The 21,839-nt window shown below is 71.9% G+C and carries 19 protein-coding genes; 13 read left to right on the top strand and 6 right to left on the bottom strand.

Annotation, left to right across the window (positions count from 1 at the left end; all coding sequences use genetic code 11):
* Positions 1–68: 68 nt before the first annotated feature.
* Genes hemQ through hemL form a run of 6 tightly spaced genes read left to right on the top strand, consistent with a single transcriptional unit; the run spans position 69 to position 6,438 of the window.
* Positions 69–848: a hydrogen peroxide-dependent heme synthase gene (gene hemQ, locus Csp2054_RS04810; RefSeq protein ID WP_255252613.1), complete on the top strand. Its 780-nt coding sequence runs from the start codon at positions 69–71 to the stop codon at positions 846–848.
* A complete protein-coding gene (locus Csp2054_RS04815; protein ID WP_096898171.1) occupies positions 845–2,083 on the top strand; it encodes a ferrochelatase in 1,239 nt (412 codons plus the stop codon). The genes hemQ and Csp2054_RS04815 overlap by 4 nt, the downstream gene beginning before the upstream one ends.
* Positions 2,080–3,153: a hydroxymethylbilane synthase gene (gene hemC, locus Csp2054_RS04820; RefSeq protein ID WP_096898172.1), complete on the top strand. Its 1,074-nt coding sequence runs from the start codon at positions 2,080–2,082 to the stop codon at positions 3,151–3,153. The genes Csp2054_RS04815 and hemC overlap by 4 nt, the downstream gene beginning before the upstream one ends.
* Positions 3,154–3,161: 8 nt before the next feature.
* On the top strand, positions 3,162–4,049 hold the full coding sequence (locus Csp2054_RS04825) for a uroporphyrinogen-III synthase (protein WP_096898173.1): 888 nt from the start codon (positions 3,162–3,164) through the stop codon (positions 4,047–4,049).
* A complete protein-coding gene (gene hemB / locus Csp2054_RS04830; RefSeq protein WP_176491561.1) occupies positions 4,046–5,101 on the top strand; it encodes a porphobilinogen synthase in 1,056 nt (351 codons plus the stop codon). Before Csp2054_RS04825 ends, hemB begins: the two co-directional genes overlap by 4 nt.
* The gene (gene hemL / locus Csp2054_RS04835; protein ID WP_096898174.1) at positions 5,098–6,438 is read left to right on the top strand and encodes a glutamate-1-semialdehyde 2,1-aminomutase; all 1,341 of its coding nucleotides are present in this window, start codon (positions 5,098–5,100) and stop codon (positions 6,436–6,438) included. Before hemB ends, hemL begins: the two co-directional genes overlap by 4 nt.
* 61 nt (positions 6,439–6,499) lie before the next feature.
* On the opposite strand, the gene Csp2054_RS04840 is transcribed toward hemL, so the two are convergent.
* From Csp2054_RS04840 to Csp2054_RS04855, 4 genes are all read right to left on the bottom strand, one after another.
* On the bottom strand, positions 6,500–7,282 hold the full coding sequence (locus tag Csp2054_RS04840; RefSeq protein WP_096898175.1) for an ABC transporter ATP-binding protein: 783 nt from the start codon (positions 7,280–7,282) through the stop codon (positions 6,500–6,502).
* A gap of 11 nt (positions 7,283–7,293) precedes the next feature.
* Positions 7,294–7,959 carry a GntR family transcriptional regulator gene (locus tag Csp2054_RS04845; protein ID WP_096898176.1) on the bottom strand — a complete coding sequence of 222 codons (666 nt, stop codon included), beginning with the start codon at positions 7,957–7,959 and terminating at the stop codon, positions 7,294–7,296.
* An 83-nt stretch (positions 7,960–8,042) separates the two neighbouring features.
* Positions 8,043–9,023: an MDR family oxidoreductase gene (locus Csp2054_RS04850; RefSeq protein WP_096898177.1), complete on the bottom strand. Its 981-nt coding sequence runs from the start codon at positions 9,021–9,023 to the stop codon at positions 8,043–8,045.
* 45 nt (positions 9,024–9,068) lie between these two features.
* Positions 9,069–10,097, bottom strand: a complete 1,029-nt coding sequence (locus Csp2054_RS04855) for a 6-phosphofructokinase (protein ID WP_096898264.1) — start codon at positions 10,095–10,097, stop codon at positions 9,069–9,071.
* A gap of 74 nt (positions 10,098–10,171) precedes the next feature.
* Between Csp2054_RS04855 and Csp2054_RS04860 the strand changes: the two genes are divergently transcribed.
* Entirely contained in the window at positions 10,172–11,137 is a 966-nt protein-coding gene (locus Csp2054_RS04860; RefSeq protein WP_096898178.1) for a DNA-3-methyladenine glycosylase family protein, read from the top strand.
* A 75-nt stretch (positions 11,138–11,212) separates the two neighbouring features.
* Positions 11,213–11,401, top strand: a complete 189-nt coding sequence (locus tag Csp2054_RS04865) for a zinc transporter permease (protein WP_096898179.1) — start codon at positions 11,213–11,215, stop codon at positions 11,399–11,401.
* A gap of 115 nt (positions 11,402–11,516) precedes the next feature.
* Here the strand turns inward: Csp2054_RS04865 and Csp2054_RS04870 are convergent, their stop codons facing one another.
* Positions 11,517–14,192 carry a CBM35 domain-containing protein gene (locus tag Csp2054_RS04870; protein ID WP_255252614.1) on the bottom strand — a complete coding sequence of 892 codons (2,676 nt, stop codon included), beginning with the start codon at positions 14,190–14,192 and terminating at the stop codon, positions 11,517–11,519.
* Between the two features lie 203 nt (positions 14,193–14,395).
* Here Csp2054_RS04870 and Csp2054_RS04875 point away from each other — a divergent pair, with 203 nt between their 5' ends.
* The 5 genes from Csp2054_RS04875 to Csp2054_RS04895 all read left to right on the top strand — a co-directional run bounded on the left by Csp2054_RS04875 (position 14,396) and on the right by Csp2054_RS04895 (position 20,872).
* Complete coding sequence (locus Csp2054_RS04875) at positions 14,396–16,510, top strand: glycoside hydrolase family 36 protein (RefSeq protein ID WP_096898180.1); 2,115 nt, start codon at positions 14,396–14,398, stop codon at positions 16,508–16,510.
* Positions 16,511–16,561: 51 nt separating this feature from the next.
* On the top strand, positions 16,562–17,878 hold the full coding sequence (locus Csp2054_RS04880; protein WP_096898181.1) for an ABC transporter substrate-binding protein: 1,317 nt from the start codon (positions 16,562–16,564) through the stop codon (positions 17,876–17,878).
* A gap of 104 nt (positions 17,879–17,982) precedes the next feature.
* Positions 17,983–18,936 (top strand): carbohydrate ABC transporter permease, encoded by a 954-nt coding sequence (locus Csp2054_RS04885; RefSeq protein ID WP_096898182.1) that lies wholly within the window; start codon positions 17,983–17,985, stop codon positions 18,934–18,936.
* A complete protein-coding gene (locus tag Csp2054_RS04890) occupies positions 18,933–19,826 on the top strand; it encodes a carbohydrate ABC transporter permease (RefSeq protein WP_096898183.1) in 894 nt (297 codons plus the stop codon). The genes Csp2054_RS04885 and Csp2054_RS04890 overlap by 4 nt, the downstream gene beginning before the upstream one ends.
* A gap of 35 nt (positions 19,827–19,861) precedes the next feature.
* Positions 19,862–20,872 carry a LacI family DNA-binding transcriptional regulator gene (locus tag Csp2054_RS04895; protein ID WP_096898184.1) on the top strand — a complete coding sequence of 337 codons (1,011 nt, stop codon included), beginning with the start codon at positions 19,862–19,864 and terminating at the stop codon, positions 20,870–20,872.
* 103 nt (positions 20,873–20,975) lie between these two features.
* Here the strand turns inward: Csp2054_RS04895 and Csp2054_RS04900 are convergent, their stop codons facing one another.
* Positions 20,976–21,833, bottom strand: coding sequence for an NAD-dependent epimerase/dehydratase family protein (locus tag Csp2054_RS04900; protein WP_096898185.1), 858 nt, complete (start codon positions 21,831–21,833; stop codon positions 20,976–20,978).
* Positions 21,834–21,839: the final 6 nt, after the last annotated feature.

Genomic DNA, 21,839 nt, shown 5'->3' on the forward strand with positions numbered 1-21,839 from the left:
CTCGGCAGTAGGGGGCCGAGGTCATCCCTGGCAACCGATAGGACGGCGACTCCACCACCATGGACCCCATGAGTTCCACCGAGCCCGCGCACGGCGACGCTGAGCAGCACCGGACCGCAGCGCCCGACACGGCAGCGCACGCCACCGGAGCGCACGAGACCACGCCGGGCGGGATCGACCCCAACCTCCTCACGGCGTACGCGCTCTGGGCCGTGTTCCGTCGTCCGACCGGCGCCGTGGCGCGCGGGGGCGACGACGCCGTGTCCGAGCTCGACGCGGTCGTGTCCGCCGGGGCCGAGCGCGGGGTCACCATCCGCGGCTTCTACGACGTCTCCGGCTTCCGGGCCGACGCCGACGTCATGATCTGGCTGCACGGCGACGACGCCCAGGCGATCCAGGCCGTCCTGCGCGAGGTCCGCCGGACCACGCTGTTCCGTGATGCCGAGCCGGTCTGGCACGCCATGGCGATGCACCGGGAGGCCGAGTTCAACAAGCGGCACACCCCCGCCTTCCTGCGCGGCAAGGAGCCGGAGGCGTGGATCACGGTCTACCCGTTCGTCCGCTCCTACGAGTGGTACCTGCTGCCCGAGGAGGAGCGCTCGAAGATGCTCCGCGACCACGGGATCGCCGGCGCGAAGTACACGCGCGTCCTGACGAACACCATCGCCACCTTCGCGCTGAGCGACTACGAGTGGATCCTGCCGCTCGAGAGCCCGGACCTGGTGGACCTCGTCGACCTCATGCGCGACCTGCGGTACACCGAGGCCCGCATGCACGTGCGCGAAGAGGTGCCGTTCTACACCGGTCGTCGGGTGACGACCGCCGAGCTCCCGGAGGTGCTGTCGTGACCGACACCAGCCACATCACGAACGGACACGGTGCGGTCCTCGCCGCGACGCCCGCGGCCGTCGACGGTCCCGAGCACGTCGAGGTCCCGACGCAGTACGACGCGATCCTGCTCGCCGGGTTCGGTGGACCCGAGGGCCAGGACGACGTCATCCCGTTCCTCCGCAACGTCACCCGCGGGCGTGGCATCCCGGACGAGCGCCTCGAGGAGGTCGCGCACCACTACCGCCACTTCGGCGGTGTGAGCCCGATCAACGCGCAGAACCGTGCACTCAAGGCGGCGCTCGAGGCCGAGCTCGCGCAGCGCGGCATCGACCTGCCCGTGCTCTGGGGCAACCGCAACTGGGACCCGTACCTCGAGGACGCCGTGAAGGAGGCCGCCGAGCGCGGGCTCACGAACCTGATCGCGATCGCCACGAGCGCCTACTCGTCGTTCTCGAGCTGCCGGCAGTACCGCGAGGACTACGCCCGTGTCCTCGACGCCACGGGGCTGATCGACACCGTGAAGATCGACAAGGTGCGGCAGTTCTTCGACCACCCGGGCTTTGTCCGCCCGTTCGTCGACGGCGTCCGTGACGGCCTGGCGAAGGCGATCGCGGAGAACGAGGGGCTCGACCTCGCGACCGAGCTGCACGTCCTGTTCTCGACCCACTCGATCCCGTCCGCCGACGCCGCCCGCTCCGGCCCGGACTTCCGCGGGTTCGACGAGCACGGCGCGTACGAGGCGCAGCACCTCGCGGTCGCCCAAGTGGTGCTCGACCAGGCGTGGGCAGAGCTGCTCGAACAGCCCGAGCACGCCGCGCTGCGCGGGACGAGCACGCCGCCGTGGAAGCTCGTGTACCAGTCGCGTTCGGGGCCCCCGTCGCAGCCGTGGCTCGAGCCGGACATCAACGACTACATGAACGAGGAGCTCGCGGGCGGCCCGACGCGCGCCGTGCTCATCGTCCCGCTCGGCTTCGTCAGCGACCACATGGAGGTCATGTGGGACCTCGACGAAGAGGCGACCGAGACCGCCCAGGAGCTCGGCTTCTGGTCGCTCCGCACGCAGACCCCGGGCGTCGACCCGGCCTACGTCGCGGGTCTGGTCGACCTCGTCCTCGAGCGCGTGAACGGCGTCCCGACGAGCGAGCGTCCGCACGAGACCGACCTGGGCCCCTGGTACGACGTGTGCCGACCCGGGTGCTGTGAGAACGTGCGCGCCGGGTTCAAGCCCGCCGCCGCAGGTCTGGCACCGTGAGCGAGCAGACCGGCCCGGCTCCGATCCGGCTCGGCACCCGCGCCAGCCGGCTCGCGATGTCGCAGTCGCAGGACGTCGCCGACCGGCTCGCGAAGGCGTCCGGCCGACCCGTCGAGCTCGTCGAGGTGACGAGCGAGGGCGACACGAACCGCGCCTCGCTCGCGAGCCTCGGCGGCACCGGGGTCTTCGCCAGTGCGCTGCGCGAGGCCCTCGTCGCCGGCGAGGTCGACGTCCTCGTGCACTCGCTCAAGGACCTCCCGACGGCGCCGTACCCGGGCCTCACGATCGCCGCGGTGCCGAAGCGTGCCGACGCCCGAGACGTCCTCGTTGCGCGGAACGGCGCGACGGTCGACACCCTGCCCGAGGGCGCGAAGGTCGGCACGGGTTCGCCCCGCCGCGTCGCACAGCTCAGGGCGCAGCGTCCGGACCTCGACGTCGTGGACATCCGCGGGAACATCGACACCCGGCTCGGTCGGGTCGACGACGACCTCGACGCCGTCGTGCTCGCGGCCGCCGGACTCGGACGGATCGACCGGCTGGACGCCGCGACCGAGCTGCTCGACCTCGGCTTCTGGCCGAGCGCCCCGGGTCAGGGTGCCCTGGCGGTCGAGATCCGGTCGGACGAGTCGGACCGGAACCTGCTCGCCGCGCTCAGGAAGCTCGACCACGCGCCGACGCGCCTCACGGTGACGGCCGAGCGCGAGGTCCTGGCGAAGCTCGAGGCGGGGTGCTCCGCGCCGATCGGTGCGACCGCCGTGGTGGACGCCGAGCTGCTGCTCGTCAGCGCGACGGTGTACCGTCCCGACGGCTCCGAGTACCGCACGGCCTCGCACGCCGCGCACCTGGACGGCTCCGCGCAGGAGCGTCTGGACGAGGCGCTCGACGTGGGCCGTCGGGTCGCTGCCGAACTCCTCGAGAACGGTGCGGCCGAGCTCGCGGACCTCGCGTCCTCCGTGGCGGATGCTCCGAGCGACGGTGAGCACTCCGCCGGGCCGGGGCTCGCGACGCCCGCCGCCGCGCAGCCGACCGACGATGCCGGGTCCGGGGCACCGACGGCCGGCACGGACTGACGACGACCATGACCGCTCCCGCCGGGGACGAGGCACGGCGGCCGCTCGTCCTCGTCCCGCGCGGAGGCGCGTGGGGCGACCGGGTGGCCGAGGCGGCGCGTGCGCGCGGCCTCGACCCGGTCGTGGTCCCGTTGATCGTCGACGCCCCGCCGGAGGATCCGGCAGCGCTCGACGCGGCCCTCGACCGCCTCGCGGCAGCGGCCGGGAGGCACGGCGCGGCTCCCACGGACACGCCTGCGCCTGACGGGCGCAGCCCGGGCACGAGCGGCGCGCGTCCCGCGGCCGCGGCCCGACCCGACGGGCGGGGGGCTGATGCCCCCTGGCTCGTGGTGACCAGTGCGACGGCCGTCCGCGCCGTCGCCGGACGCATGGCGGGCCTCCCGGCCGGGGTCCACGTGGCGTGCGTCGGCGAGGCGACCGCGCGCGTCGCCCGCAATACCGGGTGGCCGGTCGACCTCGTGCCGGAGGACGAGTCCGGCGCCGGACTCGTCGCGGAGTTCCCGGTCACCAGCGGGCACGTCCTCTTCCCGCGCTCCGAAATCGCCGCGGCCACCGTCGTGGACGGGCTCCGCGCCGCCGGGATCGACGTCGAGGACGTGGTCGCGTACCGTACCGTGGGGACCGGTGACGAGCCGGTCCACCTCGACCGGGCGCCCGACGTGGTGCTCGTCACGAGCGGCAGCGTCGCCTCGCAGGTCGCCCGACGGATGACCCCGCTCGACCCCCACACGCGCATCGCCTGCATCGGCCCCGCGACCGCCGAAGCCGCGCGCGAGGCCGGACTCCCGGTCCACGTCATCGGACGCAGCCGCTCCGCCGAAGCCCTCCTCGACGCCGTCGTCGAGACACTCCCCACCGAAGCACCAGAAGCACCCCGATCAGGAAGGTCATCGTGACCGGACAGTTCCCCCAGGTCCGCCCCCGCCGACTGCGCGCCACCCCGGCCATGCGCCGTCTCGTCGCCGAGACGCGTCTGCACCCCGCGGAGCTCGTGCTGCCGATGTTCATCCGCGAGGGCGCGACCGAGACCGTGCCGATCACGAGCATGCCCGGGGTGTCGCAGTACTCGCTCGACTCGTTCCGGCGCGCGCTCGTCGAGGCGGCGGAGCAGGGGATCGGCGGCGTCAACCTGTTCGGCGTGCCGACGTCCAAGGACGCCACCGGCTCCGGAGCCACCGACCCGGACGGCATCCTCAACGTGGCGATCCGTGTCGCCCGAGAAGAAGTGGGTGACGCCCTCGTCGTGCAGTCCGACCTGTGCCTCGACGAGTTCACCGACCACGGGCACTGCGGCGTCCTCGCGGCGGACGGATCGGTCGACAACGACGCCACCCTGCTCCGCTACCGCGACATGGCCGTCGCGCAGGCCGAGGCCGGTGCCGAACTGGTGTGCATGAGCGGGATGATGGACGGCCAGATCGCCGCCGCGCGCGATGCCCTCGACACGGCCGGCCACAGCGGCACCGCTCTGCTCGCCTACTCCGCGAAGTACGCCAGCGCGTTCTACGGCCCGTTCCGCGAGGCGGTCGCGTCGTCGCTCGTCGGGGATCGTCGGACGTACCAGATCGACGCCGCCGACGGCCGCCAGGGCCTGCGCGAGGTGCTGCTCGACATCGAGGAGGGCGCCGACATCGTCATGGTGAAGCCCGCGATGAGCTACCTCGACGTGCTCGCCCGGACCGCCGACGTGTCCGAGGTGCCGGTGTGGGCCTACCAGATCAGCGGCGAGTACGCGATGATCACCGCCGCCGCCCAGAACGGCTGGATCGACCGGGACGCCGCCGCGATGGAGGCCCTCGTCAGCATCAAGCGCGCCGGCGCCGACGCGATCCTCACCTACTTCGCGGTCGACATCGCCCGGAAGCTCAACCAGGAGGCCGGCCTGCGCACGTCCGGCAGCACCGCGGCGGTGTCCGGCGTCGCCTCGACCGGGAAGGCCCCCGAATGACCACCACGACGACGAACGACCAGCTCTTCGGCCGCGCGAAGAACAGCATCCCCGGCGGGGTGAACTCGCCGGTCCGTGCGTACGGGTCGGTCGGCGGCACGCCCCGCTTCCTGACCGCCGCGAAGGGCGCGTACGTCACCGACGCCGAGGGCCGCGAGTACGTCGACCTCGTCGCGTCGTGGGGGCCGGCGATCCTCGGGCACGCGCACCCGGGCACAGTCGAGGCCGTGCAGCAGGCGGCGTCGCGCGGACTGTCGTTCGGTGCGTCGACGCCGGGGGAGACCGAGCTCGCCGAACTGGTCAAGCAGCGGGTCTCGGTGGACGGCGACGGCCCGATCGAGAAGCTCCGCATGGTGTCCACCGGCACCGAGGCGACGATGACGGCGATCCGTCTCGCCCGCGGCTACACCGGCCGTGACCTCCTGGTGAAGTTCGCCGGGCACTACCACGGGCACTCCGACTCGCTGCTCGCCGAGGCCGGTTCGGGCGTCGCGACGCTCGCGCTCCCGGGGTCCGCCGGCATCACCGCCGAGACCGCCGCGCAGACCCTCGTGCTGCCGTACAACGACCTCGACGCCGTCCGCCGGGCGTTCGAGGAGCACTCGGAGCGGATCGCGGCGGTGATCGTCGAGGCGGCCGCCGCCAACATGGGCGTGCTCGCCCCCGAGCGCGGGTTCAACCGCGCGCTGTCGCAGATCACGGCCGCGAACGGGGCGCTCCTCATCGTGGACGAGGTCCTCACCGGCTTCCGTGTCGGCCCGGCCGGCTGGTGGGGCCTCGAAGCGTCGAACACGGTGCCGGACGGTGCAGGGTGGAAGCCCGACCTCGTCACCTTCGGCAAGGTCATCGGCGGTGGGATGCCCCTCGCCGCGCTCGGCGGGCGTCGCGAGGTCATGGACTTCCTCGCCCCGCTCGGCCCGGTCTACCAGGCGGGCACCCTGTCCGGGAACCCGCTCGCCGTCGCCGCGGGCATCGCGACGCTCCGTGCGGCGACGCCCGAGGTCTACGCGCACCTCGACCGGACCGCGACGACGATCGCGACCGCCACGAGCGAGGCGCTCTCGGCCGCCGGGGTCGCGCACACCGTGCAGCACGCGGGCAACCTGTTCTCGTTCGCGTTCACCGAGACCGTGCCGCGGAACTACGACGACGTCCGCGCGCAGGAGACGTTCCGGTACGCGCCGTTCTTCCACAGCATGCTCGACCAGGGCGTGACCCTGCCGCCGAGCGTGTTCGAGGCGTGGTTCGTCACTGCGGCGCACGACGACCGGGCCGTCGGGCGGGTGCTCGACGCGCTTCCGGCCGCGGCGCGAGCGGCGGCCGCCGCGACCGCGTAGCCCCGCTCACCCCCCCCGCGGAACCTGGTTCCGCGACGGTCGGACGGGAGGCGCGGGTCGCCTACGCCGCGCGCCTCGCGTGCCAGCGGCCCTCCGAGCGCACCACCGCGAGCGGGAAGTCGAAGGCGTGCGAGACCGCCGACGACGTGATGACCTCGTCCGCCGTGCCCTGCGCCACCACGGCGCCGTCGCGCAGCAGCATCGCGTGCGACGTGGAGACGGGCAGGTCCTCGAGGTGGTGCGTCACCATCACGCTGCCGAGGTCGGGGTGCCGCTGTCGGAGGGCGTCGACGGTCTCGAGCAGGTGCTCGCGGGCGGCGACGTCGAGTCCGGTGGCGGGTTCGTCGAGCAGGAGCAGCTCCGGCCGCGCCATCAACGCCCGGGCGATGAGGGTCCGTCCGCGTTCGCCCTGCGACAGCACGGGCCAGCGGGCATCCCGGCGCGCGGCGAGGCCGACGTCGGCGATGTGCTGCTCGGCGTCAGCGACCTGCTCCTCGGTCGGCGTCCACCGCATCATGAGGTCGGTCGTGCCGGTCACGCCGGTGAGCACGGTCTCGAGCACCGTCAACGGCGAGAGCATCCGGTGGCGCGGATCGACGTGCCCGATGCGTTCGCGGAGCTCCCGGACGTCGACGCGACCGAGCCGCCGCCCGAGCAGTTCGACGCGCCCTGCCGTGGGGTGGCCGGTCGCCCCGAGCACCGCGAGCAGCGTCGACTTCCCGGCGCCGTTCGGACCGAGGAGCGCCCAGTGCTCGCCGCGCCGGACGGTGAGGTCGACGTCGTGCAGCAGGTCACGACCGGAGCGGGTGACCCGGAGACCCGAGGCGACGATCAGCTCGGCCACGCCCGGGGCGCTCAGCGCGCAGCGCGCATCGAGCGGAGGTGGTGGTCGGACACCCGCGCCAGTGAGCGCAGGGCCGCACTCGCAGCCTCGCCGTCCCGGTCCTCGATGGCGGCGCGCAGCGGGTCGACGCTGTTCTTCAGGTCCCAGAACACGATCTCGGGCGATGCCAACGCGAGGAACTGCACGCGGGGTGCCAGGCTGTTGAAGAACGTCGTGAAGAGCGCGTTCTCGGAGTGCTGGACGAGGTACGTGACGAAGGCGGTGATCTCGGTGCTCACCCGCTGGTCCTCGGACTCGGCGAAACCGCGGATCCGCTCGAGGATGGCGTTGACCTCGTCGACCTCGGCGTCGGTCAGGTTCGGGACCGCCCAACGAGCGGCGAGCTCCGTGAACCCGAACAGCACCTGCAGTGCGTCGTCGAACTGCTCGGCAGTCGGGGTCGCGACGCGGGTGTACCGGTTCGCCTCCATCTCGACCAGGCCGTAGTCGACCAGCTTCGCGATGGCTTCACGGATCGGCGTGCGACTGACACCGAGCCATGCGACGAGTTCGTCGTCGTTCAGGCGCTCGCCGGCCTGGAGGGTGCCGTCCTGGATGGCGGCGAGCATCTTCTCGAGGACGACGTCCCGCAGGAGCTTCCGCGGCGAGTTCTCGACGGATGACTTCGGGACCGGCATCGTTGCTCCTCAGGTTGGGTGTCCGTGTACTGCACTCAAATCCTAGCGTGTCAATGCGCAAACGTTTGTGAAATGCACCTGGATCACCCGTGGCGGACGTCGACGACCGTCCGTCCGTGCACCGCTCCGGCCACGACCTGCGCGCCGACCTCGATCGCCTCCTCGAGCCCGACCGTCCGCGTCACGTCGGCCAGGAGCGCCGGGTCGAGGTCGGTCGCCAGCCGGTCCCACGCCTGCTGCCGGAGGGCTGCGGGCGCGTCGACCGAGTTGATCCCGAGCAGCGACACCGCCCGCAGGATGAACGGCATCACCGAGGTCGGGAGCGCCGAGTCCTGGGCGAGGCCGCACGCGGTCACGGCGCCGCCCCAGCGTGTCGCGGCGAGGACGTTCGCGAGCGTCGCGCCGCCGACACTGTCGACGGCACCCGCCCACACCGCACGCTGCAGCGGCTTGCCGAGCTCGGCGAGGGTCGACCGGTCGACGATCTCGGACGCCCCGAGCCGCCGGAGCGAGTCCGCGTTCCCCGGACGCCCGGTCGACGCCGTCACGGAGTAGCCGCGGGCCGCGAGCAGCGCGATCGCCACGGTGCCGACGCCGCCGGACGCCCCGGTCACCAGCACCGGGCCGTCGTCGGGGGCGACGGACCGCTCGAGCGCCAGCACGCTGAGCTGCGCCGTGAACCCGGCCGTCCCGACGGCCGCGGCGAAGTCGTCCGGCACGGCGTCGGGGAGCACCACCAGCGCGGCAGCGGGCACGACCGTGTGCGCGGCCCACCCGCCGTGCCGGGTCTCGCCGAGTCCGGCGCCGTTCAGTGTGACCCGGTCACCGATCGCGACCTCGTGCACCCCGGGGCCGAGCGCCGACACCGTGCCGACGACGTCGATCCCGGGCACGAGCGGGTCGACGCGTGCCACCCCCGGGCTCCGGGCGAGCGCGAGCCCGTCCTTGTAGTTGACGCTCGAGTACGTGACGTCGACGAGCACCTCGCCCTCGGCGGGGTCGGGGAGGTCGACGTCCGTGACGGCGGGCGGTGCGGAACTGGAGACGAGGACGGCGCGGGTCACGTACCGGACGCTACACCGTGCCTCCAGGCCGGTGCCGCGCGGCGCTCAGCCGAACATGATGGCGGCCTCGTCGTACCGCTCCTGCGGCACGGTCTTGAGCTCGCCGAGTGCCTCCTCGAACGAGACGTGCTCGATCTCCGTCCCGCGGAGCGCCACCATCCGGCCCCAGCGCTCCTCGACCACCGAGTCGATCGCCGCGAGCCCGAGCCGGGTCGACAGCACCCGGTCGTACGCCGTCGGCGTGCCGCCGCGCTGGATGTGGCCGAGGGTCGTGGCGCGTGTCTCGATGCCGGTCATCTCCTCGATGAGGGGCGCCAGCCGCTCGCCGATCCCGCCGAGGCGGGGTCGGCCGAACGCGTCGAGCCCACGCTCGGTGTGCGCGGTGTCCTCGTGGTCCGGCACGAACCCCTCGGCGACCACCACGAGCGGTGCACGGCCGCGGTCGTAGGCGGCGCGCACCCACTTCGCGATCTGCTCCATGCTCGTCTTCTGCTCGGGGATGAGGATGGCGTGCGCACCGGCGGCCATGCCGGAGTGCAGGGCGATCCACCCGACGTGCCGACCCATCACCTCGGCGACCATGCAGCGCGAGTGCGACTCACCCGTGGTGCGGAGGCGGTCCATGGCCTCGGTCGCGATCGCTACGGCGGTGTCGAAGCCGAACGTGTAGTCCGTCGCACCGAGGTCGTTGTCGACGGTCTTCGGGACGCCGACGATCTTCAGCCCGGCGTCCGTGAGCCGCTTCGCCGCCGCGAGCGTGCCCTCGCCGCCGATCGCCACGATGGCGTCGATGCCGTGCCGTTCGAGCATCTTCTCGATGTTCTCGACGCCGCCGTTCTCACCCTCGAACGGGTTCGTCCGGCTGGTGCCGAGGATCGTGCCGCCCTGCTTCGCGATGCCCTGGATGTCCTTGCGTCCGAGCGGGACGATGTCGCCGTCGACCACGCCGCGCCAGCCGTCACGGAAGCCCACGAAGTCGTGTCCGTAGATCGCGATGCCCTTCAGGACGATCGCGCGGATGACCGCGTTCAGGCCGGGGCAGTCGCCCCCGGAGGTGAGGATGCCGATGCGCATGGGGAACTCCGTCGTCGGGATGCAGTGGGACACGCCCATCATGACTGACGGTGGTTCCGCATTACCATCCTGGGGTGTCCCTCGCCGCGCCCGCCTCCGCCGCCGGTGACGTCGAGCGAGCGGTCGCGCGCGTCGACACGGTCTACCGACCGACGGGGGCACTCGACGTCCGCGCGACGCTCCGGCCGCTGCAGCGCGGCTCCGGCGATCCCGCCTTCCGCGTGGTCGGAGCCGACACGTGGCTCGCCCTGCGCACGCCGCTCGGGGCGGCCTCGGTGCTCGTGCGGCGCGCAGGCACGGACGCCGTCGCGGTGTCGGCGTGGGGCGACGGTGCCGAGTGGGCGGTGACGCACGCGCCCGAGATGCTCGGCCGCGGCGACGACTGGTCCGACCTCGACGTCTCCGACCACCGGTTCCTCGCCGACGCCCGCCACCGCCAGCCCGGGTTGCGACTCCTCCGCACGAACGCGGTCTTCGCCGCCCTCGTGCCGGCGATCATGGAGCAGAAGGTGACCTCGCGACAGGCGTGGCGTGCCTGGCGGTACCTGCTGCGGCGCTTCGGCACGCCCGCTCCCGGTCCGGCGCCCGCCGACATGTGGGTGCAGCCGACCGTGGCGGGCTGGGCGGCGATCCCGAGCTGGGAGTGGCACCGGGCCGGCATCGAGCCCGGGCGCTCCGCCACGGTGATGCGCGCGGTGCGGGTCGCGCCGGCGCTCGAACGGACGCTCGCGCTCGGTCGCGGGGGTCCGGTCGTCGCCGAGCGGCTGCGGTCCGTGCCGGGCATCGGGCGGTGGACGGCTGCCGAGACGGCGCAGCGGGCGCACGGCGACCCGGACTCGCCGAGTGTCGGGGACTACCACGTGCCGGCTCTCGTGGGGTGGGCGCTGACGGGAGGGCCGGTCGACGACGACGGGATGCTCGAGCTGCTCGAGCCGTACCGGGGGCACCGGGAGCGCGTCGTGCGGCTCATCGGGGGCTCAGGGTTCCGGAAGCCGTCGTTCGGGCCGCGGATGACGATCCAGGACCACCGCTTCCACTGAGCGACGGCACAGCCGCCGGACAAGGTGGGGACTGCGTCGTAGGCTCCTTGATGAGAACCGATCTCAGGAGGAATCATGACCGACAACACCCCCACCCCCGCAGCCGACGACGCCGAGCACCGCGTCGCTGAGCACGACGTCGCGGAGCACGACCACGAGCACGACGGTGGCGAGCACGAGACCGTCGAGCACGGCGACCACGTCGACTTCGTGCACGACGGTCACCGTCACGCTCGTCACGAGGACCACTACGACGAGCACTGAGCGTCGCTGACGCGACCGACAGACGGACGGGAGGCCCGTGGCGACGGCGCCACGGGCCTCCCGTCCGTCTCGGACACGACGGCGGCGCGTCCCGATGCGCGCCGCCGCCGTGGTCCTACCGCGCGGAGGTGGTCGCGCTCCCCGCGACCAGCTTCGCGAGCGTCACGACGTCGATGTCCGGCGCGTACGCGGTCGCGTTGCCGAGGGTCAGCGCGCCGTTCGTCGTCGTCAGGTCGAGCGGGATGCTCGTGTCCCAGAAGCTGTTCCACGAGTACCCGTTGCGGAACGTGCCCCGCGCGGTGCTGCCGCCCGCCTCGGAGACGTCCAGGAACCGGTTCACGACCTGCGGGTTGTAGTTGAGGTTCGAGGTCTGTTCGGCGTTCGCCGCCGACACGGTCAGGACGTACGCGCCGGCACCGAGCGCACTCGGCCGCGTCAGGGTCGCGGTGTTGGCCGCACCGTTCCCGAGGTAGCCGAGCTCGGTGACGACACCGTTCGCATCGGCGTCGCCGTTCGAACCGGTCGAGGCGGGCAGGCTCACGGCCTTCGCGGCGCCGGCGAGCGTGAGGGACTCGCCCTCGACCCGCACGGCGTCCGCGGCCGCGGTGTCCGCAGCGCGCTGTGTCGCCCCACGGACCGTCGTGACGCCGGTGACGGTCGCACCGTTCGGGGAGCCGACACGGAACTCCGAGATGCCCTGCGGCAGCCAGAGCCGCACGGTGGTGCGCCAGCTGCCCGCGCCGCTCACCGAACCGAGGGGCACCGATCGTCCGCCGACGGCCAGGGTCAGGGCGGACGCGCCGGTGGTCACCGAATCGATGCTCACGTCCTGGTAGCCGGACTCGAGCGCCGACACGAAGAACGTCGCGGAGGCGGTGCCGGAGAGGGACGCGCCACCGTTCGCCGCGGACGTGCCGGACCCGTAGGTCATCGTCGCCCCGCCGGCGAGCCGGGCGTCGACGGCCGGGTAGGTGTCCGTGTCACCGTTCGTGACGTTCTGCACCGTGAAGCGGTCGAGCGTGATGTCCGCCCCGGGCAGGACGGTGGTGCCGTCCTTGCTCGCGCGGAGGGAGAACGTGTGCGACCCGGCGGAGAGCTGCACGAGCACCGACGCCGTTCCCCGGTAGGTCCAGCTCTGGTCGGCGGAGTACTTCACGAGCTGGTTGAAGGTGTTGTCGACGAACAACGCGTGCTGGCCCGGCTGCGCGTTCGCACCACCGAGGACCGTCAACCGGTAGGTCCCGGCGGTGGGCGCGTTCACCGTCCAGGTCGCGGCGCTGTCGGCCTTGCTGAACCCGCCGACGTCCTTGCCGCCGGAGGCCATGCCGTTGACGGACGCGGGGTCCTGTGTGTAGATGGTGGCGTCGGAGAGGGTGGTGTTCTCCGCCTCGACGGTGCTGACCGTCGACGTGTCGACCGCCGGCCGGTTCGCCCGGACCGGGGTGACCTCGACCTGGTACGCGGCGTACCGGTCGGAGTTCGGGACGGTGACGCTCAGGGCACCGTTCGTCACCGTCGCGCGTTGCGAGACGATGACGGGCGGCTGCTGCGAGAGCCCCTCCTTGCCGTTCAGGCGGTCTGCGCGGACGGTGACGTCGACGGAGGTGCCGAAGACGCTGCTGCTCAGGCCCGACAGGTCGACGGACACGTCGTTCGAACCGCCGCCGAGCAGCACGGTGGCCTTCTTCGCGGTCGTGTCGATCGATGCGACGCCCTGCAGCGTGTCGGTGGTGTTCGCCTGCGGCGGGGTCACCGTCGCGGTGGTGCCCGTCAGGTCGCCGTACCACTTGTACAGCCACCAGGCACCGTTGGCGCTGTTCGTGCGTGAGGAGTTGTCGTTGAGGTTCCCGGCGTAGTTCCAGTACGCGGTCTGGGCGTCGACCTTCTGGTCCTCGAACATCGAGATCCACTGGACGAGCTGGCCGGGGACGCCCATGTCCCGCGGGTTGCCGTACTCGGTGATGTCGACCGGGATCGAGGGCAGACCGAGCTTCGACAGGATGCCGCGGTAGGTGGACGTGTTCCCGCGGAAGTTCGCCAGGCTGCCCGGGTTCAGCTCGTGCCAGATCGTGACGTCCGGCAGCTGTCCCTGCGCCTTGGCGTAGGTCAGGAAGTCGGTGGTGCGGTCCGAGTGGAAGGACCCGTCGCCCATCGCCCCGATCCGAGCGTGTCCGAGACCGTGCGCGGTCCAGACCTGCTGGATCGTCGTGTACACGGCGGACCAGTCGGACAGGAACTGCGCCTTGTCGTTCGACCAGTTCGTGTACCAGTCGAGGTCCGGCTCGTTGAACGGGATGAAGACGTACTGCTTCGGGTGAGCCGACTGCGTCGCGATCGTCTCCGCCTCCTGCTTGACGATCGGCAGGTAGTCCCAGACACCGTCGTTGTTCGCATCACCGGGGCGCTTGCCGCCGTTGTACGGGAAGTCCGGGTACTGGTCCTGCATGTAGACGTACTCGTCCTGACCGGCACCGGCGAAGAACGACGGCTCCACCCGCAGCGCGTCGCCCGTCGGGTGCTGCGCGCCCCCCGGCGGCTTCTGCGACGTGTTCGTGATGTGCGCTCCATCGATCAGCGCCTGCGTCGGGTTGCCCGGGTCGCCGAGCCCGTACAGTGTGCCCCCGGCTCCGCCGCGGACGGCGCCGGTGGTCTGGTCGAACGCCACCGCGAGGTGGTCGGTCGTGGCGGCGTGGGCGGTCGGCGCGAGGCCGACGACGCTCATCGCGGCCGCGGTCACGATGGACAGCAGCGGGACGGCGCAGCGGCGCCGAGAACGACTTGGTCGTGTCACAGGTGTACTCCTTCGTACGGACGGCCCGTTCGGACCTGCGGTGACCGTAGTTCGTGATATCGGTTTCAGCAACCCTCCTCTCAACTACAAAATCAGCACGGAGGCCGCGATAGCGATTTCAAGAGCAGTCTTGCGCCGTTGCTTGAAACCGCTATCATCATCGAGCGGAGGTCGTCGAGGACCTCGCTGACGAGGAGGCGACGTTGCCACGCATCGACTGGCGGACACCCGGACTGCACCTGGCGTTCGAGCACGGGCCGGACCGTCCGTTCGGCCTCGCCGGCTTCGGCGCCGACCACGTGCAGGCCTGCACCGACGCGGCGGTCCCGCTCGTCGAGGTCCTCGCTGTCGGCCACGGGCACACGTTGGCCGTCGACCGGCTGGTGCAGACCGCTCTGGGAGCGGCACTCCGGTACCGCACCCACTCCGAGGTCGGCGACCAGCTCGTCGTCGTGCTGGGCACCGACGACGAGCGGTACACCGCGCTCGACGTGCAGCTGACGCTCCAGGCGACGGCCGGCGCCGTCCGCTCCCGCGTCGCCGTCCGGAACGACGGGCGGCAGCCGATCGTCCTCACGGCGATCACCAGCTGGGCCAGCGCGCTCGGGCACGAGGTGGGAGGCCGCGCGCTCGGGGCCGCCGACTGGCAGCTCGTCGAGGGGGCGAGTGACTGGCTGGGCGAGGGGCGGTGGAGCACCCGACCGTTGCGCGCCGACCTGCTCCCCGAGCTCGGTCAGGAGCTCACCGGGCACACCCCGCGCTCCGGCGTCGTCCGGACGGCGAACGGCACGTGGTCCACCGGCGGGGCGCTCCCGGTCGCCGGGCTCGTCGCGCCCCGCGCCGGGATCGCGTGGACCTGGCAGGTCGAGCACAACGGACCGTGGCGGTGGGAGGTCGGCGAGCACGTCGGCGACTGCTACTTCGCCCTCTCCGGCCCGACCGACCGCGACCACCAGTGGTCCGAGCGACTCGAGCCGGGGGAGTCGTTCGAGACCGTCCCCGTGACGGTGGCGCTCGGGCGCGACCTCACCGACTCCGTCGCCGCACTCACCACGGCTCGGCGCGCACGGCGGGACCCGCACCCCGACGACGCGCTGCCCACGATCGTCTTCAACGACTACATGAACACCCTCGACGGCGACCCGAGCACCGAGAAGCTGCTGCCCCTCGTCGCCGCAGCCGCCGAGGTGGGTGCCGACACCTTCTGCATCGACGCCGGGTGGTACTCGGACGAGCCGGACTGGTGGGACAGCGTCGGAGCGTGGACGCCGTCCACGACCCGGTTCCCCGGCGGCCTCTCGGAGGTCACGGACGCCATCCGTGCCGCCGGCATGACCCCGGGCCTCTGGCTCGAACCGGAGGTGGTCGGGATCGGCAGCCCGGTCGCCGCGACCCTGCCCGACGACGCCTTCCTGCAGCGACACGGCACCCGGGTCGAGGAGCACGGGCGGTTCCACCTCGACCTCCGCCACCCGGCGGCGCGGGCACACCTCGACGAGGTGGTCGACCGACTCGTGCGGGACTTCGGCGTCGGCTTCCTGAAGCTCGACTACAACATCGACGGCGGACCCGGGACGGACCGCGACGCGGACAGTGTCGGCGCCGGCCTGCTCGACCACAACCGCGCGCACCTCGCCTGGCTCGAGGGGGTGCACCACCGCCACCCCGCGCTCGTGCTCGAGAACTGCGCCTCCGGAGCGATGCGGATGGACCCGGCGATGCTCGCACGCACGCAGCTGCAGTCGACATCGGACCAGCAGGACGCCCTCCGGTACCCGCCGATCGCCGCTGCGGCGCCGCTCTCCGTGCTCCCGGAGCAGGCGGCGAACTGGGCGTACCCGCAGCCCGACCTGAGCGACGAACTGAACGCCTTCACCCTGGTGACGGGACTGAGCGGGCGGCTGTACCTCTCCGGTCACCTCGACCGCATGGGGGACGCGCAACGCGCCCTGGTCCGCCAAGCCGTCGTCGTCGCCCGCGACCTGCGCCGCGACCTCGCGACCTCCACGCCCGCCTGGCCCACGGGCCTCCCGGCCTGGGACGACCGCTGGGTCTCCGTCGCGCGACACGCTCCGGACCGGACCGTCGTGTCCGTCTGGGACCGCGGTCGCGGCAGCGCCGACGTCGAACTGCGCTTCCCCGAGCTCGCCGGACGCGCGCTCGACGTGGCAACGATCTTCCCGCGCGACCTGCCCGAGTGGCAGACGCAGTGGGACGCCGGTACCGGCACCCTGTCGGTCCGCTCCACCGTCACACCCCCGACGGCCCGGACCTTCACCCTCGTCCCGACGGCGCCGTCGGACGAGGACCGCACCTGACAACACCAGCACCACCCCCACCCGACCCTCACACACACTCCAAGGACTGACATGAAGCACGCATGGAAGGGCGCCGTCGCCGTCGCCGCCGTGGCCGCTGCACTCCTCACCGGCTGCAGCGACCCGGGATCCGGCTCGACCACGGGCTCCGGCTCGGTGACCTGGCCGTCGCAGACCGCCGACCTCAAGGGCACCACGCTCACGATCTGGGCCGCGCAGAACTCGAACAAGACCGCCGACTCCGTCATCAGCGGGTTCGAGAAGGCCACCGGCGCGACCGTGAAGGTCGTCACCATCCCCGACCCCTACGAGCAGGGCGTCCAGACCAAGGTCGCCACGGGCGACAAGCCCGACCTCGCGTTCTGGCAGCCCACCGCCTCCGAGCTCACCTCGCTCAACGCGAAGCAGAACCTGCAGCCCCTGACCGGAGCCCCGTGGACGTCGAAGTACACCGCGAACCTCGCCGACATCACCGGCAAGCTCGACGGCACCCGGTACGCCGCACTCGTCAGCACACCCGCCGTCGAGGGCGTCTACTACAACAAGGAGGTGTTCGCGAAGGCCGGGATCACCTCGACGCCGAAGGACTGGGACGAGTTCCTCGCCGACGCGAAGACCCTCAAGAGCAAGGGCGTCACGCCGTTCTTCGAGATGGGCGGCGACAAGTGGGCCACCCAGTGGTGGGTGCAGGTCCAGCTCGCCGACGCCGCGAAGGACGGCCTGTGGAAGCAGATCAACACCGGCAAGGAGAAGTTCACCGACGCCACGGTCCAGAAGGCCGTCGACAACTACGACGACCTGATCAAGCAGGGGCTGTTCAACAGCGACATCAAGACCGCGACCTTCGAGGACCAGGGCAAGGCGCTCCTCGCCGGTGACGCCGGCATGGTGATCCAGGTGAACTCGTTCTTCAACCAGCTGCAGACGCTGGCGAAGACCGACGAGCTCAACCAGAAGATCGGCTTCTTCCCGATCTCGCCGTCCGGCAACACGGGCACGTTCATCCCGGACCAGAGCAACGCCCTCGTCGCCTTCACGACCGGCAACGACAAGCAGGAAGCCGCGGCCCGGCAGTTCCTGTCGTACTGGATGGGCACGGGCTACGCCGGCTTCGTCAAGGACCAGTCGACCGTCTCGATCGAGAAGGGCGTCGCCACTCCGTCCACCGTCCCGACCGCGCTCAAGGACGCCGCGGCCGCCGTGCCGGACTCGGTGGGCTCGATGCAGGCCGAGGCCATCGCGAACCCCGACCTGTACCTCAACCTCGCCGACATGATCCAGGGCACCAAGACCCCGGAGCAGGTCACCGAGGCGACGCAGCAACAGTTCGCGCAGCTCGCCAAGGCGCAGGGCGCCACCGGCTTCTGAGCCCGACCCGGTGACGGACGGGAGGCCCGTGGCGGCCCCGCCACGGGCCTCCCGTCCGACAGCCATCCACGACACGAGCGCACTCCGCAAGCAGAGGGAACTCCATGACCGCCCAGCTCACCCCACGCCGGACCCGGCCGCACCGGCCGTCCCCGGCCGCTCCACCCGTCGCGAGCGCGGCCGCCCGCGGCCGGCGGCAGGACCACCCGCTGTGGTTCCTCGTCCCGGCACTCGTCGTCCTCGTCGTCTTCTTCTTCATCCCGACGCTGTTCAACTTCGTCTACGCCTTCACGAACTGGTCGAGCTTCCACAGCGACATCCAGTTCGTGGGCGGGGACAACTTCGTCGCGCTGTTCCAGAACGGCACCCTGCTCGCCGACCTCCGTACGACGCTGGTCTACGCCGTCCTCGTCGCCGTCCTCCAGAACCTCTTCGGCCTGGTGCTCGCGCTCGTCCTCGAGGCGGACACACGCATCAACCGCATCGCACGCACCGCGTTCTTCGTCCCGGTCGTGATGTCCGCCCTGGCCGTCGGGTACATCTTCCAGGCACTGCTCAAGCCCGCCGGTGGGCTCAACGCGATCCTCGGCGTCGTCCTCGGCCACGAGGTCACGATCGCGTGGCTCGGCAGCACGACCTGGACCCTGCTCGTCGTCGCGGTCATCCACGCGTGGAAGTGGATGGGGCTGTCGATGCTCATCTACCTCGCCGGACTGAAGACGATCCCCGGCGACGTCCTCGAGGCCGCACGCATCGACGGCAGCGGATGGTGGAGCACCTTCCGTTCGATCCGGTTCCCGCTCCTCGCTCCCGCGGTCACCTTCAACGTCGCGACCGCCCTGCTCGGGTCGATGAACGGGTTCGACATCGTGCAGGCGACCACGGCGGGCGGGCCCGGCGGCACCACCGAGCTGCTCAACATCTTCATCTTCCGCACCTTCGGTCAGGGCCTCTTCGCCCAGGCCACGACGATGAGCCTGTCCCTCTTCGTCATGGTCACCCTGCTCGCGTTCCCCGTCATCTACTTCCTGCGCAAGCGAGAGGACGTGCTCTCATGACCGTCACCGAACTGCCGCTGCCCGCCGACCACCGTCGATCGCCCGCCGCTGCCGGCCAGCCCCGCCGGCGTCGCCCCGTCAGCCGGTGGCTGCAACCCGTCGTCGTCGTCCTGCTCGTCGTCGCGCTCCTCGGCGTGCCGTTCTGGATGGTGGTCGTCACGGCGGGCAAGGACCAGGCCGAAGCGCTCAACCCGAACCTCTCCCTGCCGAGCCACTGGCAGCTGCTCGAGAACTTCGGCACGGTGCTCACGCAGGGACGGATGGTCCCGGCGTTCCTCGGCAGCATGCTCGTGATGGTGCCGTCGGTCCTCGGCGTCCTGGTCCTCGGTTCGATGGCGTCGTGGGTGCTCGCCCGTCGGAAGAGCCGGCTCACCTCGTTCGTCTACGCCCTCGGGATCAGCGGCATCGTCCTCCCGCCCGCCGTCGTGACGATCGTGCTGCTGCTCCGCCAGCTCGGCCTCGCCGGGACCGCGGTCGGGATGGTCGGCGTCTACATGGGCATGTACCTGTCGACGGTGATCTTCTTCGTCACCGGGTTCGTCAGGACGATCCCCGCCGAACTCGAGGAAGCCGCCCGGGTCGACGGCGCCGGGCCCGTGCGGGTGTTCGTCCGGATCATCCTGCCGCTGCTCGGCCCGACCCTCGCGACCGCGACGATCCTCATCTGCCTGTACATCTGGAACGACGTCTTCTACGCACTCTTCGTCGTCGGCGGCCGACTCGACACCCTGCCGCTGAACCTCTACCAGGTCGCCTCGAGTGGGCTCTACCTGCAGAACTGGCACCTGATCTTCGCCTACATCATCCTGATGAGCCTGCCGCTCCTGGTCACCTTCGTGGTGATGCAGCGGAAGATCATCGCCGGCATCACCAGCGGAGCGGTCAAGTGAGCTCCCTCACGAGCAGGCCGTACGCTGAGGCCACCATGGTGACGCGACGCGAGAAGACGGTGACGATCAGCGACGTCGCCCGCGTCGCCGGTGTCTCGGTCCCGACGGTGTCGCGCGTCATCACCGGCGCCGCACGGGTCAGTGACGACAAACGACGGCGCGTGCTCGACGCGATCGCGAGCCTCGGCTACCGGCCGAGCGCCGCTGCGCAGACCCTCGCGTCCAAGCGGTCGAACGTGATCGGCATCGTGACGGGCAACACGTCACGCTACGGGTACGCCGAGGCGATCCGCGGCGTCGAGGAAGCCGCTCGGGCCAACGGGTACCTCAGCTTCATCGTCGTGGTCGAGACCGCCGAGCCCGACGACGTCACCGCTGCGACCGACGCCGTGCTCCGCCAGTCCCCGGCGGGAGTCGTCGTGCTGAAGTTCGACCCGCCCGGCGTCGCCGCGCTCGCCGCACTCCAGCAGCACGTCCCCGTCGTGGCGCTGTCGGGTGTCCCGGAGAGCGGCGTCCCACAGGCGGTGCTCGACGAGTCGCACGCTGCCGCAGCGCTCACCCGGCACCTGCTCGGGCTCGGCCACCGCACCGTCCACCACGTCCGCGTGCCGCCGTCCGGCAAGGAGGACGGGCGCACCTCGGGTTGGCGCCGCGCACTGCTCGAGGCCGGGGTCGACGTCCCTCCGGTCCGCGACGTGTCCTGGGACCCGGCCACCGCCCGCGAGATCGGCCGGGACCTCGCCGCCGAACCCGACGTGACCGCCGTGTTCTGCGGGAACGACGAGACCGCGATGGGCCTGATCCGGGGGCTGCACGACGCCGGCAAACGGGTACCGGAGGACGTCAGCGTCGCCGGCTTCGACGACCACCCGCTGGCGGCGATGTTCCTGCCCGCCCTCACCACCGCCCGGCAGGACTTCGCCGAACTCGGTCGGCACGGTCTCGCGCAGCTCCAGGCACTCCTGACCGGGGCGCAGCCGTTGGCGCTCGACACGGTCGACCCCCCGGTGGTGGTCCGCGAGAGCACCGGGCCCGTCGCGAGCTGACGCCCGAGGCGCCGCCGCGCTGCCGACGCGCGCCGACGACGCACGCTGCCGACGCCGTGCGCGTCGTCAGCGCGCCCCGCGCACCGGCAGCCCGCCGGGTGGGTCAGGCGTGCCGCGCGCCCTCGCCGGCCAGGACGGCCCGGTAGCCCTCGCGGAAGGTCGGGTACCGCGGCGCCCAGCCGGTCGAGCGCAACAGGGTGTTCGACAGCCGCTTGTCGCCGCCCGCCTGGCGTGCATCGCCGTCCCCGCGCGGCGGTTCGTCGACCCCGAGCTCGCGGGCGAGGAACCGGAGCACGTCGTCCAGTCGCGCCGGCTCGTCGTCGGTGCCGAGGTAGGTCGGAGCAGGGTCGGGGATCGTCGCGAGGTGCACGAGTGCCTCGGCCGCGTCGTCCCGGTGGATGCGGTTCGTGTGCGGGGAGGTCCCGGGCGCGAGGCGGGCGCTCCCGGAACGCACCTGGTCGATCAGCCGCTCGCGACCGGGCCCGTACACGCCGGACAGCCGCAGCAGCACGGCACCGGGGGCTCGTCGTCGGAGCAGCTCCTCGGCCTCGACGAGCACCGCGGCGGTCGGGGTCCCGCCGCGTGCCGGGGTGTCCTCGGTGACCTCGCCCCCGTCGTCCACGTCGTACACCGCGGTGGACGACACCACGACGACGCGGGGCCGAGCACCGGACGCGTCGATCCCGTCGAGCACGTTCCGCAGTCCGTCGACGTAGGTCGCCCGGTACTCGTCGACGTCCCGGCTGCCCGCCGCCGTCGCGACGACCACCACGGCCGCGTCGGCGGGGATCGTCGGCACGTCCGTCCGGAGATCGGTGCTCCGGCCCTCGAGCGGAGCCGGCACGAGCTCGCCCCGACGGCGCAGGCCGATGACGTGGTGGCCGCGCGCGGCGAAGCGGAGACCGGCCTCGGTCCCCAGGTCGCCGCAGCCGGCGATGACGACGGTTCCGTGGTGCTGCACGGCTCC

The organism is Curtobacterium sp. 'Ferrero' (genome assembly GCF_002412165.1).
In the GTDB taxonomy this organism is placed as follows: Bacteria; Actinomycetota; Actinomycetes; order Actinomycetales; family Microbacteriaceae; genus Curtobacterium.

Coding starts and splice junctions, on each gene's coding strand:
- hemQ (WP_255252613.1), top strand. CDS start 69: ATGAGTTCCACCGAGCCCGCGCACGGCGACGCTGAGCAGCACCGGACC.
- Csp2054_RS04825 (WP_096898173.1), top strand. CDS start 3,162: ATGACCGCTCCCGCCGGGGACGAGGCACGGCGGCCGCTCGTCCTCGTC.
- hemL (WP_096898174.1), top strand. CDS start 5,098: ATGACCACCACGACGACGAACGACCAGCTCTTCGGCCGCGCGAAGAAC.
- Csp2054_RS04845 (WP_096898176.1), bottom strand. CDS start 7,959: ATGCCGGTCCCGAAGTCATCCGTCGAGAACTCGCCGCGGAAGCTCCTG.
- Csp2054_RS04855 (WP_096898264.1), bottom strand. CDS start 10,097: ATGCGCATCGGCATCCTCACCTCCGGGGGCGACTGCCCCGGCCTGAAC.
- Csp2054_RS04865 (WP_096898179.1), top strand. CDS start 11,213: ATGACCGACAACACCCCCACCCCCGCAGCCGACGACGCCGAGCACCGC.
- Csp2054_RS04880 (WP_096898181.1), top strand. CDS start 16,562: ATGAAGCACGCATGGAAGGGCGCCGTCGCCGTCGCCGCCGTGGCCGCT.
- Csp2054_RS04885 (WP_096898182.1), top strand. CDS start 17,983: ATGACCGCCCAGCTCACCCCACGCCGGACCCGGCCGCACCGGCCGTCC.
- Csp2054_RS04890 (WP_096898183.1), top strand. CDS start 18,933: ATGACCGTCACCGAACTGCCGCTGCCCGCCGACCACCGTCGATCGCCC.
- Csp2054_RS04895 (WP_096898184.1), top strand. CDS start 19,862: ATGGTGACGCGACGCGAGAAGACGGTGACGATCAGCGACGTCGCCCGC.